General features: G+C 63.8%; 12 protein-coding genes. 8 read left to right on the top strand and 4 right to left on the bottom strand.

From position 1 onward, the window contains the following. The first annotated feature begins 23 nt into the window (after positions 1–23). The 3 genes from KTR60_RS28260 to KTR60_RS28250 all read left to right on the top strand — a co-directional run bounded on the left by KTR60_RS28260 (position 24) and on the right by KTR60_RS28250 (position 4,749). On the top strand, positions 24–422 hold the full coding sequence (locus KTR60_RS28260) for a DUF5318 family protein (RefSeq protein WP_007735522.1): 399 nt from the start codon (positions 24–26) through the stop codon (positions 420–422). Between the two features lie 562 nt (positions 423–984). Further along, positions 985–3,132 carry a transglycosylase domain-containing protein gene (locus KTR60_RS28255; protein ID WP_007735524.1) on the top strand — a complete coding sequence of 716 codons (2,148 nt, stop codon included), beginning with the start codon at positions 985–987 and terminating at the stop codon, positions 3,130–3,132. Between the two features lie 39 nt (positions 3,133–3,171). Next, positions 3,172–4,749: a glycosyltransferase family 87 protein gene (locus KTR60_RS28250; RefSeq protein WP_228401508.1), complete on the top strand. Its 1,578-nt coding sequence runs from the start codon at positions 3,172–3,174 to the stop codon at positions 4,747–4,749. A gap of 2 nt (positions 4,750–4,751) precedes the next feature. Here the strand turns inward: KTR60_RS28250 and KTR60_RS28245 are convergent, their stop codons facing one another. Next, on the bottom strand, positions 4,752–5,051 hold the full coding sequence (locus tag KTR60_RS28245) for a helix-turn-helix transcriptional regulator (RefSeq protein ID WP_003941253.1): 300 nt from the start codon (positions 5,049–5,051) through the stop codon (positions 4,752–4,754). Positions 5,052–5,237: 186 nt separating this feature from the next. On the opposite strand from KTR60_RS28245, the gene KTR60_RS28240 reads away from it, so the two are divergent. Beyond that, positions 5,238–9,080 carry a helix-turn-helix domain-containing protein gene (locus KTR60_RS28240; RefSeq protein WP_228401507.1) on the top strand — a complete coding sequence of 1,281 codons (3,843 nt, stop codon included), beginning with the start codon at positions 5,238–5,240 and terminating at the stop codon, positions 9,078–9,080. Positions 9,081–9,086: 6 nt separating this feature from the next. Here KTR60_RS28240 and KTR60_RS28235 read toward each other — a convergent pair whose 3' ends face one another. From KTR60_RS28235 to KTR60_RS28225, 3 genes are read right to left on the bottom strand one after another with little or no spacing between them, the layout of a single operon-like run. Continuing rightward, complete coding sequence (locus KTR60_RS28235) at positions 9,087–9,866, bottom strand: DUF4190 domain-containing protein (RefSeq protein ID WP_003941240.1); 780 nt, start codon at positions 9,864–9,866, stop codon at positions 9,087–9,089. 45 nt (positions 9,867–9,911) lie between these two features. Then, positions 9,912–10,496 (bottom strand): GNAT family N-acetyltransferase, encoded by a 585-nt coding sequence (locus KTR60_RS28230; protein WP_007735529.1) that lies wholly within the window; start codon positions 10,494–10,496, stop codon positions 9,912–9,914. Continuing rightward, a complete protein-coding gene (locus KTR60_RS28225; RefSeq protein ID WP_007735530.1) occupies positions 10,496–11,851 on the bottom strand; it encodes a glycosyltransferase family 87 protein in 1,356 nt (451 codons plus the stop codon). The genes KTR60_RS28230 and KTR60_RS28225 overlap by 1 nt, the downstream gene beginning before the upstream one ends. Before the next feature lie 210 nt (positions 11,852–12,061). Here KTR60_RS28225 and rpsF point away from each other — a divergent pair, with 210 nt between their 5' ends. The 4 genes from rpsF (at position 12,062) to rplI (ending at position 13,694) form a co-directional block, all read left to right on the top strand. Continuing rightward, positions 12,062–12,349: a 30S ribosomal protein S6 gene (gene rpsF, locus KTR60_RS28220; RefSeq protein ID WP_003941237.1), complete on the top strand. Its 288-nt coding sequence runs from the start codon at positions 12,062–12,064 to the stop codon at positions 12,347–12,349. Positions 12,350–12,413: 64 nt separating this feature from the next. Continuing rightward, the gene (locus tag KTR60_RS28215) at positions 12,414–12,938 is read left to right on the top strand and encodes a single-stranded DNA-binding protein (protein WP_003941248.1); all 525 of its coding nucleotides are present in this window, start codon (positions 12,414–12,416) and stop codon (positions 12,936–12,938) included. A 39-nt stretch (positions 12,939–12,977) separates the two neighbouring features. Next, positions 12,978–13,220, top strand: a complete 243-nt coding sequence (gene rpsR, locus KTR60_RS28210) for a 30S ribosomal protein S18 (RefSeq protein ID WP_003941245.1) — start codon at positions 12,978–12,980, stop codon at positions 13,218–13,220. Between the two features lie 18 nt (positions 13,221–13,238). Next, positions 13,239–13,694 (top strand): 50S ribosomal protein L9, encoded by a 456-nt coding sequence (gene rplI, locus KTR60_RS28205; RefSeq protein WP_007735531.1) that lies wholly within the window; start codon positions 13,239–13,241, stop codon positions 13,692–13,694. Positions 13,695–13,895: the final 201 nt, after the last annotated feature.

Below are 13,895 nucleotides of genomic sequence, written 5' to 3'. Positions count from 1 at the left end.
AGGTGCGGATACAGCGGCAAGTTGTGGACTACGCGCTCGCGCGTCGGTCTGTGCTGGCCGAAGTGTCTGCGGGTCGGACCGACGTCAAGCAGGTGTGTGACGCCGATCCGTACCTACTCAGAGCCGCGAAGTTCCACGGCCGGGGCAGCGACGTCGTCTGCCCCATTTGCCGCAAGGAACAGTTGACGCTCGTGTCCTGGGTGTTCGGCGACAAGCTCGGTCAGGTTTCGGGATCGGCCCGAACCTCGGACGAGCTCGCTCGGCTTGCGGAAACAGCAGAGGAGTTCACGGTGCACGTTGTAGAGGTGTGCCGTACCTGCAGTTGGAACCACTTGGTGCAGTCCTATGTGCTCGGCGCAGTACCTGCGCCGCCGCGACCGCGGCGAGCACGCCCACCAAGCCGGCGCACCGCCAGCGAGTAACGCCACACCCGAAGAAGGGCCCGATCGAAGTCTGCACGTGATCGGTCCGTGACCACTGGAGATTTGATTCGTGAGTTCCCCCAGCAACAACAACCCGGGCGGCAACAACCCGGGTGGCCGTCCCGTCGGTCCCAACCGTCCCGCCGGACCTCCTCAGGGTCGTCCGCCGCAGGGACGTCCCATGGGCCCACCACCGCAGGGACGCCCTCCGATGGGTCCGCCCCCTCAGGGTCGTCCGCCGCAAGGTCGTCCGATGGGACCCCCGCCCCAGGGGCGTCCGCCGCAAGCCCGACCTTCGGGCCCGCCTCCTCAGGGCCGCCCCGCCGCTCCCCCTCCTCAGGGTCGTCCGCCGCAAGGCCGACCTGCCGGCCCGCCGCCTCGAGATCGCGCCGTAGGCGCTCAGGCGAACGAACCGACCCAGCGCGTCGCGGCAGCAGCAGCGACCACCCGTAGCAACGCGGGCACCCGCCCGCCGGTCGGACCTCCACCGACGAAGCCACCGACAGGTGGCTCCGGTGGCGGTGGCAACGACGGACAACCCCCGAAGGGAAGAAAGAGCACCGTGAAGAAGAAGTCCAAGTGGCGCACAGTTCGCCGCTCGGCCTACGTCTTGGTGGCGCTCGGTCTTGTTCTGCCCGTCCTTGCCTTCATGGCGGCGTACATCGTGCAGGACGTCCCCAAGCCCGGTGACCTCAAGACCAATCAGGTGGCGACGGTCTTTGCCGCCGACGGCACCACGGTGATCAGCACTGTCGTCCCGCCAGATGGCAACCGCGTCGAGGTCTCGCTCGATCAGGTACCGCCGCACGTTCGCAACGCTGTTCTGGCCGCAGAGGACCGCGATTTCTACTCGAACCCGGGCTTCTCGATCTCCGGTTTCGCACGCGCGGCCCGAGACAACGTCCTCGGTCGCGACAGCGCCGGTGGTGGCTCGACCATCACGCAGCAGTACGTCAAGAAGGCGCTTGTCGGCTCGGAGCGTTCGCTGACGCGAAAGATGAAGGAACTCGTCATCTCCTCGAAGATGGCCAACGAGTGGTCCAAGGACGACATCCTCGCCGCGTATCTGAACACCATTTACTTCGGTCGCGGCGCATACGGCATCGGCGCAGCATCCAAGGCTTACTTCGGTAAGCCCGTCGACCAGCTGTCCATCGAAGAAGGCGCCGTCCTGGCGTCGTCGATCCAGCTTCCGTCGCTCCTCGATCCCGAGACCAACCCGACCGGCGCGAAGTCCCGTTGGGATTACGTGCTCGACGGCATGGTGTCCGCCGGCACGCTGGATCAGGCCGCGCGCACGCCGATGCAGTACCCCGCCTACATCCCGCTCGCCCAGGTCGACAACAGCAGCCAGGGCTCGACCGGACCCGAAGGCCTGATCAAGCGTCAGGTGCTCAAGGAGATCGGCGACGCTGGAATCAGCGAGCAGTTGCTCAACACCGAGGGCTTGCAGATCACCACGACCATCGACCCGCAGGCTCAGGCCGCAGCGGTCGAGGCAGCCCGTTCCAACATGGAGGGTGAGCCGGAGAATCTGCGTACCGCAGTTGTCTCGGTCGATCCGAAGACCGGAGCCGTCAAGGCGTACTACGGCGGTGAGGACGGCGCGGGATACGACTTCGCGAATGCCGGACTTCAGACTGGTTCCTCGTTCAAGGTGTTCGGCCTCGCAGCCGCCCTGGATCAGGGAATCCCGCTCTCGCAGATGTACGACAGCTCACCGCTGACCGTCAACGGCATCTCCATCGGCAACGTCGAAGGTGAAAGCTGCGGCACCTGCACCATCGCAGAGGCGCTCAAGCGTTCGCTGAACACCAGCTTCTACCGTCAGATGCTCAGCCTCGACGGCAACGGCCCGCAGGAAATCGCGGACATCGCTCACAAGGCAGGCATCCCGAAGGACATCCCGGGCGTCGGCCCGTCGCTCACCGAGGCTGACGGTTCCGGCCCCAACAACGGCATCGTGCTCGGCCAGTACCAGGCCCGCGTGCTCGACATGGCGTCGTCGTACGCGACACTCGCCGCGTCCGGTACGTATCACGCACCGCACTTCGTGCAGAAGGTCGTCGCGGCCGACGGCACCGTGCTGCTGGACCGCGGCGCGCCCGCCGGTGAAGACCGCATCGACGCTGCCGTGGCGGACAACGTGACGGCTGCGATGCAGCCGATCGCGGCGTACTCGCGCGGTCACAACCTGGCCGGCGGACGTCTGTCGGCGTCGAAGACAGGTACTGCGCAGCTCGGTGACACCGGAGCCAACAAGGACGCGTGGATGGTCGGCTACACGCCGTCGCTTTCGACCGCGGTCTGGGTCGGAACTCCCGACGGTGAAGCGATCACCAACTCGGGCGGCGCGATGATCTACGGCTCGGGTCTGCCTTCGGACATCTGGAAGGACACGATGGACGGCGCCCTCGAGGGCACCGACAACGAGAAGTTCCCGACGCCGGGCAAGATCAACGGTCAAGCCGGTGGTGTTCCGGAGTACACGGCTCCCGCACCGCCCAAGACGTCGGCGCCGCCGACCACTGCGCCGACGACGACGGAAACCACTCCGCCGCCCGTGGTGACAACGACGCAGGTCGAGGTTCTGCCGGGCATCACGATCCCGATTCCGGGCATCTCCCGGCCGACGACAACCACGCCACAGGTACCGGGGGCAGGCGAGACCACCGAGGAAGAACCGGCAGGTGTGAGCCCCGGCCAGTAGTTGGAGGGTGGTCGGTTCGAAAGACGGTAACCTCGCGGAGTGGCCGCGAATGCTGATGATGCCGAACCGACCTCCCCCGCTCCGCTGGCCGAAGATCTTCGTTCGGCGGATTGGCGGGACGTTCCCAGTCGCAACGACGCGATGGTGTCTGCGCTGTCGGGAACCGTCGGCGGTCCGGTAGGTCGTCACGCACTGATCGGGCGCACTCGCTTCTTCACACCGATGCGAGTGATCCTTCTGCTCGCCGTGGTGTTCTTGGCTTTCGGCTGGTTCGCCAAGGCGGGCTGTATTCAGCAGGCGCCGGTCGGCGAGAGCGGGCAGGTCGGCCTCGACTGGAGTGGCAGCCGTCAGTACGTGGCGATGTGTTACTCCGATACCGTTCCGCTGTACGGAGCCGAGCGCCTCGATCAGGGAGCATTCCCGTACAAGACGTCGTGGGAAGAAGTACGCGGCGACGGTTCGATCCAGATGCGGTACATGGAGTATCCGGTCATCTCGGGGCTCTACCAGTACGGCGCAATGAAAGTCGCGAAGGCGTGGGATTCGATCACCTGGCTGCCGAGCGCGATTCAGGTGGCGCTCTATTTCAACGTCGTGGCGTTCGGGTTGGCGTTGGCGTGGCTGGTCACCGTGTGGGCGAGCACCCTGCTGGCCGGACGACGAGTGTGGGACGGCGCTCTGATCGCGTGCTCCCCTTTGGTGATCGTGCACGTGTTCACGAACTTCGATCCTCTGGCGACGGCGTTCGCGGCGGGTGGGTTGTTGGCGTGGGCACGCAAGCGGCCCGTGCTCGCGGGAATCCTGCTCGGCCTGGGCGGCGCCGCAAAGCTCTACCCGCTGCTCCTACTGGGACCGCTCTTGGTCCTGTGTCTGCGCGCGGGCAAGACGAGGGACTGGCTGGTGACCGCTCTCAGCGCGGTCGCGGCATGGCTTGCGGTGAACCTGCCCATTGCCGCGCTGTACCCCCATGGTTGGTACGAGTTCTTCCGGCTCAACTCCGAACGCGGGGCCGATCCGGATTCGCTCTACAACGTGATCGCGTCGTTCACGTCGTGGAAGGGCCTCGACGGTCCTCTCGCACAGGGTGAGTCGCCGTCGAATCTCAACGCCGTCTCTCTGCTTTTGTTCGTGGCCGTCTGCATCGGTGTCGGATACGTCGCCCTGACGGCGCAGCGTCGTCCGCGAGTTGCGCAGCTGTGCTTCCTGTTGGTGGCGGGCTTCCTGCTCACGAACAAGGTGTGGAGCCCGCAGTATTCTCTGTGGCTGGTGCCGCTGGCCGTGTTGGCCTTGCCGCACCGCAGACTCCTGCTCGCGTGGATGACCATCGACGCCCTGGTCTGGGTTCCACGAATGATGTATTACCTCGGTGTGTCCAACAAGGGGCTGCCCGAGCAGTGGTTCACCGGAACCGTCGTGATCCGGGACATCGCGGTACTCGTTCTGTGCGCGCTGGTGCTCCGGCAGATCTACCGGCCGTCGGAGGATCTCGTGCGGTACGGGTTCATCGACGATCCGGCGGGCGGTGTTCTCGATCAAGCACCGGACAAACAACCTGCCTGGCTACCCGGTTGGCTGAAGCCGTCCAAGGCGAAGGAACCGGAACCCGTCACGGTCTGAGGTCACCACTCGTCGAGGGTGGTGTACCCGTCCTGGACCGCGCGGGCAAACAATGCTGCCTTCGTGGGAGCCGGCCGCCCGACGTCGCTGTACTTCGTGCGGATCCGAGTGATGTGTGTGTTGACGGTGCAGACGCGTAGGCCGAGTGTCTCGGCGACCTCGGACTTGGAATCCGAACGTAGCCAGGCAAGAAGTACTTCGATCTCGCGGACGCTCAGCTTCGGCTTGTGCTTGCCGTGCTTGGGGTTGCCGACTCGGGACACGTTTGCCTCGATCTTCGGAGAAATGCCGATTGAAGACATGCGAGTAGCGCCTTTCGACGGAGGGGATGGGCGTCGACTGCCGTATTTGCAGAAGGGCTGCTGGCTCAGGGTGCGACTGAGACGAGTATTTCGATCGAGGTGTCTCAGTGGAACGGGTGCAACTCTCTCGATACAGAGTCCATACAACGGACAAATCCCCTACCTGCTCCGATAGAGTGCGTCGCTATGAACTCGAAGGCGGAAGCCGGTACGCACAATCAGGTCGATCCCGCCCGGATCGAGTCGCGTGGGCAGTTTGCTGAGACGCTCACTGCACTGCGGAACGCAGCCGGACTGACGGTCCGCGAAGCCGTCGAGCGTTCGGGTGGTTTGCACGGAACCGTCAGCGGATGGTTTGCCGGCCAACACCTGCCGACGCCGGCGAGTACCCCGATGTTCTTCGCGCTCCTCGACGCCTGCGGCGTCGATTCCGAGGATGAGCGGCAGCGCTGGATCAGTGCGGTGCAACGAGTGAGACAGTTGACGGCCAGACGACGCGGCGACGCCACCGTTCCGTATCGAGGTCTCGAGTCGTTCCGGCAAGAGGACGCCGAGTGGTTCTTCGGTCGAGACGAACTCACTGCCAACTTGGTCGAGCGGGTGGCGTCGGCGATACGAGGTGTCGGTCGCCGTCAGTTCATGGTGATCGGTGCCTCCGGATCGGGTAAGTCGTCGTTGCTGCGGGCCGGGCTCGCCCCCAAGATCGCCGGGGACGATCCACGGTTCGACGGTTGGCGGGTGGAAACCCTGCAGCCGGGTACGGGAGGAATTCCGTCGTCGATCTCCGACGAACCAACCGTCTTTATCCTCGACCAGTTCGAGGAACTGTGGACGCAGTGCGACGGTGATCGGCGCGAGGAAATACTGCGGACCCTCGCGGAACTCGGTGAGAACACCATCGCAGTCATCGGAATGCGCGCCGACTTCTACGGGCTCGCGGCGGAGGAACCGCTTTTGGTACCGCTGCTCGACGATTCGCCGATGGTGGTCGGGCCACTGACCGACGAACAATTGCGCGAGGTGATCGTCGAGCCGGCGGTCAAGGCCGGGATGACCGTGCAGAGCGAATTGGTTCAGGTTCTGGTCTCCGAGCTGACACCACGCGGCTCGCGCACGGCGAGCGACCCCGGAGCTTTGCCCTTGCTGTCACACGCACTGTTGGGGACCTGGCAACGGTCGACGCGTAAAACTCTGACCGTCTCGGATTACTACGCCACCGACGGGATTGCCGGAGCCGTCCAGCAAAGCGCGGAGGAAGTGTACGGCGAGCTCACAGAGCGGCAGCAGCAGTTGGCGCGCAGGATCTTCCTCCGGTTGGTCAACGTCGACGAAGTGACGCAGACGCGTCGGCGGGCACCGCGCACCGAACTCTTCCTCGGTGACGACGTCGACGACGTGAATACCGTCATCGACCGGTTCGCCTTACGCCGCCTTCTCACCGTCGACGAGGAGACCGTCGAGGTTTCGCACGAGGTCTTGCTGTCCGCGTGGAGTCGGCTTCGCGATTGGATCGACTCGGACCGCGCCGGTCTGGCGGTGCATCGCCGGTTCACCTACGCGGCGCAGGTGTGGGAAGACAGTGGACGCGACCCCGGCGCGCTGCTCGGACCCGCACGTCTTCATCTGACGGAAGAATGGCTGCGTTCGGGCGAACTCGGGCTCCCACTGGAACCGAGTCGGACCCGCGCCGCCGACCTCAATGCCACCGAGCGGGAGTACCTCGCCGCGAGCATCGAGCATCGTGATCAGCAGGAATTTGCCGATCGCCGACGTACACGCGTGCTACGACGGCTCGTGACTGCGCTGGCAGCCGCGTCGGTGATCGCTCTGGTGTTGGCGGTGGTTGCCACCGTCGCCGGTATCGGCGCCAATCGTCAACGTGTCCAAGCAGATACTGCGCGCGACGAGGCGATGTCGCGTCAGGTGGCCACCGAGTCGATCAGGATGCGTGAGCGGGATCCGTCGCTGGCGTCGCAGCTTGCTCTGGCGGCATTTGCGGTCAACGAAACGACCGAAGCCCGCTCGGCATTGCTGGATGCGTCGGGCGTTCATTCGGCTACTCGCATCATCGGACCGCCCGGCGCGATGAAGGCCCGGATCAACCCAGCTGGAACTGTTGTGGCGGTGGGTGGTTCGGACGGGAAGGTCAGGCTTTATCCGATGGTGGACGGTGTTGCCTCAGCCGTTCCGCAGGCGGAGTTCCTCGGAGTCTCGGAGGGCACGGCCCTCTTTGCCGTCGCCTACAGCCCGGACGGACGGCTCCTTGCGACCGGTGGTGCCGGCGGCGCTGCACTCTGGGATGTGTCGGACCCGAAGAATCCGGTCCGTGGAACACTTCCCGTCGACGGTGAACGCGTAGTGCAGGACATGGAGTTCAGCCCAGACGGAACCAAGCTGGTCGCCGGTACCTCGACGCCCGACGTCCTGCGATGGAACATCGACACCTCCACGAATGCCGTTGCTTTGCCTGCTCTTCCGCATCCAGCTGACGGCATTGTCACCGCGACGTTCAGCCCCGACGGACGTTTCCTCGTGGCGGGCGGGCGTCAAGCGACTCTGCGCGTGTGGGACGTCGCGAAGTGGGGTGAGGAATCGGCGCCGATCTTCGCGACCGAGCCCAACGGCACCACCGTCCACTACCTCGGCGTTGCCTTCAGCCCGGGCGGACGTGAGCTCGCGGCGGGAACCACTGGCAGGGAGGTGGTTCGGTGGGACATGAGCGATCCGGCGCGCCCCACTCCCCTGCAGGCACTGACGGGATTTTCCAGCTACGTCAACGAACTGAACTACGGCAAAGACGGAACACGTCTTGCCGCAGGAAGTTCCGACAACTCCGTGCGCGTGTGGGACCCCCGAACCGGGGCATTGATCGAAACACTTCCGGACAGTGGGGCGGTGACCACCGTCGACTACAGCGATGACGGCCGCAATCTGGTCACCGGGGGACTCAACGGTGTGACTCGCGTGTGGGCTCTTCCGGGTCCGGTCTGGGCGGGAGCTCGGGACACGATCTTCACCAGTCCCTTTGCCGCGGACGGCTCGCGTCTGGTGGCCGGTGTCGGTGCCAGGGGTGGCGCGATGTTGGCGTGGAACACCGAGGATCTCGATCGCCCCGCGGTGATGCCGGAGTTGAAACCGCAAGGGGCCGACACTTTCAGCGGTGCGTCGGCGGTGTCGGCAGACGGGAACCTGGCTGTGAGCGGCACCGGCGGTGGCGGTGCATATCTTTGGGACCTGAGTGATCCGGCGTCGCCACGTATCTACGGCGAGCCTGCGGTATATGTGAAGGGCATCGTGGCGGTTGTCGCGCTGAACCCCGCCGGAGATCTGCTGGCGGTGTCCTCGCAGGACGACAACAGTATTGCGTTGGTCGACGTTTCCGACCCGTCGGCTCCGAAACTGTTGTCGTCGACCGATGTCGGCTCCTACCCGCAGATGATGGCCTTTCAGCCAGGTACCGACATCTTGGCGATCGCGAACGCCAAGAACGAAGTGGATCTGTGGGACGTGTCGAACGCAGCGTCGCCCCGGGTGGCGGCGACGGTGGGTGGATTCGAAAGCTACGCATTAGCAGTGTCTTTCAGCGCCGACGGAACGCTGTTGGCCGCCGGAAGTGCGGATCACGGTGTCGCCGTGTGGGACGTACGCACACCGTCGGCACCCGAGGAACTCGCTCGTCTCGTCGGCCCCGAGGGCGCAATCTATTCGATCTCGTTCAACCGCGCCGGTGATCGGCTCGCTGCCGGTGTCGGCGACGGAACCGTCTGGCTCTGGGACATCGAGACTCCCTCGCAGGCAACACGATTTGCGACGCTGTCCGCCTACCCGGGTCGCGTCAACGACGCTCAGTTCGCCGGCGAGAGTGACATGATCGCGGGTAGCGGGTCGGACAAGACCGTTCGCTTGTGGGGAATCGACCCCGACGGCGTCGTTGATCGATTGTGCCGCACCGCAGGATCTCCCATCACGGAAGCCGAATGGGAGCGGTACCTGCCCGGTGTTCCCTATCAGGATCCGTGTGCCGGCTGACGTGGGTCAGTTCATCCAGAACTCGAGCGCCGGTTCCCGACCCAGCTCGCCTCCGCTGCCGGTGATCACCAGTCCGGCGGAGGTGAGCTTGTACGTCACGTCCTTGTTGGTGACGGTGAATCCGTTGCCGGTGGGCGTCGGATCGTCGAGTTCGATGGTGGCGCCGTCGCTCAGCCGTTGACCCTTGTAGTAGTAACGCCCGACTCCGGTTTCGCAGATGACGATTCGTGATCCGGTCGTGACGGCGATGGCGACGGCAGGATTGGTGGAGTTGCAACTGGGGCCGCCGGAGATGAAGCCCTGACGGTTGGTGCCCGAGACGGTCGGCGCTGGTCCGATCGAGGTTGTGACGCGTGGGGGCGTCGTCGTTTTCGGCGCTGTGGTGGGTGCACTCGGCGCCCGAGTCGTGGTCGTGGAGTACGAGTACGGCGTCGTATAGGTGAGACTCCGCGAACTCGCTTCATTGGCGGCGTTGCCGAAAGCGGCGGCGAGCAGCCCGAAGAACGCGATCCACACGATCACGGCCAGGATGCCGAGTGCGGTGAAGATGTAGCCGATGATCAGTCCGGCAAGGGCGAGTCCGTCGCCTTCTTCGCCGGTCCGTTTGATCTGGCCGCGAGCGATGTGCCCGAAGACGATCCCCAACGGCGCGATGAGGAACGCGAAGACGAGGGCGAGCACCGCGAGTGTGTTCGTCGGCCGCCTGCCGTACGGATCGGGCTGCCCGTACGGAGACGGTTGCCAATTCTGATTGCCCTGGTACCCGTACCCACCCTGATCGCTCATGAGGTGAATCTTGGCATGGACTTGGCCGAAGAGTGCAGGTGATCGCTAGTTTCGGGTACGTGTCTCGAGCTGAGGTGCGATGGTCGGCCAATCGTCGTCGGTCATCGCGAACAGCGCTGTTGTACGCCAACTGCCGTCGACACGGCGTCGGTGCTTGCGCAGCAGGCCCTCGAACTGGGCGCCGAGCTTTGCGATCGCGGCCCTGGACTGTTCGTTGAACTCGTCCGTGTGCCACTCGACGCGTACGGCTTCGAGCTGGTCGAAGGCGTGACGAAGCAGGAGCAGCTTCGATTCGGGATTGATCCCGGTTCCCTGAACCGATCGCGACAACCACGTGTATCCGATTGCAAGACTGCGGTTTACCGGGTCGATCTGGTACATGGACGTGGTGCCGACCACGGCGTTCGTCACGATGTTCACCTGCGCAAAGGCGATCCGATTAGGGTCGTCGGTTGCTGCAGCGATGTACTTCTGTGCCTGTTCCCGATCGGTGATGGGCGATGCGGTCCAACGAAAGATCGCCGGGTCGTCGGCAGCAGCGAGCAGAGCGTCGGTGTGCGCGACGCCCAGGGGTTCGAGTCGGACACGATCACCGGTCAGCGTCGGTGATTCGAACCATGATGCAGTCATCAGGCGTGCTCCCGTGAGTGAGTCGGAAGGTTGTTGTCGGAGTTGGCAATCTGATCGGTCCCACCGGCAAGCGGATACCGCAACGGGACTCGCAGGAACAAGAAGAAGAACACGGCGAGCAGGATGACGTGGCCCCACACGCTCGCCTGGACGACGGCCTCGTACTTGCTCGGATCGAGATTCATGTCCAGTTGGTAGAAGTACCGGAAGATGCCGATACCCAACGCTGCGTCGGCGATCAGATAGGCGACGATCCAGAACCACCGGATCTTGAACAGTACGAGGAAAGGCAGGATCCACAGTGTGTACTGCGGTGAATTGACCTTGTGCAGCAACACGAATCCGCACAGCATCGCGGCACTGACTGCAATCCACGGAAAGTAGCCGTCGCGGACGTAGCGGCGCCAACCCAGATACATCGCGAGCGCGAACGACAACAGGATCATCACCGGAGACAGGATGCTCACCAGTGCGTCGTAGTCGGCGTTGAGTTCGCGAACTCCGAAACCGTAGAAGGGGCGCAACCCCCAGAACCACACCGAGTTGGTGGTGATGTCGGCGCTTCGCTTCTCCTGGAAGCTGAACGACGCGCGCCAGCCTTCGTAGGAAATGAGGGCGAACGGCAGGTTGACGAGGACGACGGTGACGATCGCCGCGCCCGCCGTCATCAGCGCCCCACGAACGTCGTAGCGCTTGCCTTCGGTGCCGCGTAGAAGCACGTAGGCCATGAGCGGCAGCACGAACATTCCCGGGTACAGCTTCAAACAGAAACCGATCGCCAGGATGACGGCCGCCAGAACCGCGCGAGTTCGCAGCGGGATCCGCTCGAACGTCATCAGGAAGATCGCGCCGACGCTGGTGGCCACCACCGGGAGCTCCCAGTTGTGGAATGCGTACAGAACCAGGGGCGGAGTCGCCGACCACACGAGCGCGTACGCGCCGCTCATCTTGCCGAGCATCCACGCCGTGAGCAGTCCGAAAGGAGCCAGGATCAGGGCCGAGTGCAGAAGGAAATCGGTGTCGGTGTGTGAGCCGATACCGCCCAGCCACATCAGAATTCCGCTGAGCACCGGGTATTCGACGGTTCCGCCGGTCAGGAATCCTTCGGGCGTTATCCCTCCGGTGACGAAGGGGAACAGATGCTGATCGATACCTCGTCCGAGCCAGAGCAACTGAATGTCGGAGTAGCAGACGTCGATGTTCTTGTTGACGTCGAAGTTCAGGCTTCGTCCGTCGGGCGCGAACGGTGCACCGCCGCATCTGGCCTTGTTGAAATAGCCCAGCGCCATCGTCAGCCCGCACAATCCGACGACCAACGCCAGGATCGACGCCGGGGTCTTGCGGTCTGTTCGCATGATTCTCACCCTAGGGGGCGCAGTGGCTCGCGGGGTGATGCGTCTGCACCACGCGTCGCGCATCGACCTGGCGGTCTTCCCGGAGGGCCGGGACGATTTCCCTGGTCAAGGCCCCTCGTGTAACCTACGAGGGTTGCTGACGCAACGACCCTCCTGCCACGGATAGTCCGTGGCCGTTTTCACTTAGTCCACAGGAGGTGATGAGGTCTTATGCGTCATTACGAATTGATGGTCATCCTTGACCCCAGCCTGGACGAGCGCACTGTCGCTCCTTCACTGGATACGTTCCTCAATGTTGTGCGCCAGCACGGCGGCACGATCGACAAGGTCGATGTCTGGGGTAAGCGTCGTCTCGCCTACGAGATCCTGAAGCATGCTGAAGGTATCTACGCGGTGATCGACATCAACGCCACTCCCGCCACCGTCGCTGAGCTCGATCGTCAGCTCGGTCTGAACGAGTCGGTTCTGCGCACGAAGGTTCTGCGCCACAACAAGTAATTACTGTCGGTAGCGAGCTCTACTCTCGCGCCCAACGGTCTTACATCAATGCAGGAGGAACCACATGGCTGGCGACACCATCATCACCGTCATCGGAAACCTGACGGCTGATCCTGAACTTCGTTTCACCCCGGCGGGTGCCGCGGTTGCAAACTTCACGGTTGCTTCCACGCCCCGCACCTTCGACCGTAATTCCAATGAATGGAAAGACGGCGATGCGCTGTTCATGCGTTGCAACATCTGGCGCGAAGCAGCCGAGAACGTCGCGGAGAGCTTGACCCGTGGTTCACGAGTAATCGTGAGCGGCCGGCTCAAGCAGCGTTCGTACGAAACTCGCGAGGGCGAAAAGCGAACTGTCGTCGAGCTCGAAGTCGATGAAATCGGTCCTTCACTGAAGTACGCCACGGCAAAGGTCAACAAGGCCAACCGTGGTGGCGGCGGTGGAGGCGGCAACTTCGGCGGTTCCTCCGGCGGATCGGGTGGCGGACGTCCGAGCGCTGCACCTTCGGGTGGAGACGATCCTTGGGGCAGTGCGCCTCAGGCTTCGGGCTCCTTCGGTGGTGCGGGCAGCGACGAACCGCCCTTCTGATCCGTACCTGATCAGGAACATCCAGAAAAGAGCAAAGACATGCCGAAGCCGCCCTTGCGCGACAAGGTTATGAAGAAGAAGGTCTGCACCTTCTGCAAAGAGAAGAACACGCAGATCAACTACAAGGACACGACGTTGCTTCGTAAGTACGTCAGCGATCGCGGAAAGATCCGTGCTCGCCGTGTCACCGGCAATTGCGTCCAGCACCAGCGCGACGTTGCCATTGCCGTCAAGAACTCACGTGAGGTAGCACTGCTGCCTTACGCCACCGTGGCTCGCTAAGGAAAGGGAGGAAAGAACATGAAGCTCATCCTCACCGCTGACGTGGACAACCTCGGTGCGCCTGGCGACACCGTGGAGGTCAAGGACGGCTACGGCCGTAACTACCTGCTCCCCCGCGGACTGGCAATCGTCGCCACCCGTGGCGCCGAGAAGCAGGTCGAGGGCATCCGTCGTGCACAGGAAGCGCGCGCTGTGCGCGGCCTGGATCACGCCAAGGAGCTCAAGGCAGCTATCGAGGGCCTCGAGTCCGTAACGCTGACGGTCAAGACCGCCGGTGGCTCGGGCAAGCTCTTCGGTTCGGTTACCGTCGCTGACGTCGCTGCTGCGATCAAGGCTGCCGGTGGACCGGTTGTCGACAAGCGCTCCATCGTGTTGCCGAAGGCTCACATCAAGAACACGGGCAAGCACGCAGTGGTCGTGAACCTGCACCCCGATGTGGTTGCCAAGTTCAACCTGAACGTCGTCGGCGCATAGTCGACTGTTCGTCTCGTCGGGCCCCGCACACTTCGGTGTGTGGGGCCCGACGTTTTGTTTCGGGGTGCGGTGTGCCGCCTGGCAGCGTCCCGAATCGGACCTGGGGATAACTCTCACACTGTGATGTTCGACTTGGTGATCAGTGACGAATCGGGCGAGGCAACACGCCCGACACGCCGACGCGCCGACTGTGGAAAAACT

Origin of the sequence: Rhodococcus sp. C1 (assembly GCF_020809065.1) — a bacterium.
GTDB classification, from domain to species: Bacteria; Actinomycetota; Actinomycetes; order Mycobacteriales; family Mycobacteriaceae; genus Rhodococcus_F; species Rhodococcus_F qingshengii.
Note: the sequence above shows the minus strand (reverse complement) of the source record. Positions and strands in the feature narration are given on the sequence as shown.

Coding starts and splice junctions, on each gene's coding strand:
- KTR60_RS28245 (WP_003941253.1), bottom strand. CDS start 5,051: ATGTCTTCAATCGGCATTTCTCCGAAGATCGAGGCAAACGTGTCCCGA.
- KTR60_RS28240 (WP_228401507.1), top strand. CDS start 5,238: ATGAACTCGAAGGCGGAAGCCGGTACGCACAATCAGGTCGATCCCGCC.
- KTR60_RS28235 (WP_003941240.1), bottom strand. CDS start 9,866: ATGAGCGATCAGGGTGGGTACGGGTACCAGGGCAATCAGAATTGGCAA.
- KTR60_RS28230 (WP_007735529.1), bottom strand. CDS start 10,496: ATGACTGCATCATGGTTCGAATCACCGACGCTGACCGGTGATCGTGTC.
- KTR60_RS28225 (WP_007735530.1), bottom strand. CDS start 11,851: ATGCGAACAGACCGCAAGACCCCGGCGTCGATCCTGGCGTTGGTCGTC.
- rpsF (WP_003941237.1), top strand. CDS start 12,062: ATGCGTCATTACGAATTGATGGTCATCCTTGACCCCAGCCTGGACGAG.
- KTR60_RS28215 (WP_003941248.1), top strand. CDS start 12,414: ATGGCTGGCGACACCATCATCACCGTCATCGGAAACCTGACGGCTGAT.
- rpsR (WP_003941245.1), top strand. CDS start 12,978: ATGCCGAAGCCGCCCTTGCGCGACAAGGTTATGAAGAAGAAGGTCTGC.
- rplI (WP_007735531.1), top strand. CDS start 13,239: ATGAAGCTCATCCTCACCGCTGACGTGGACAACCTCGGTGCGCCTGGC.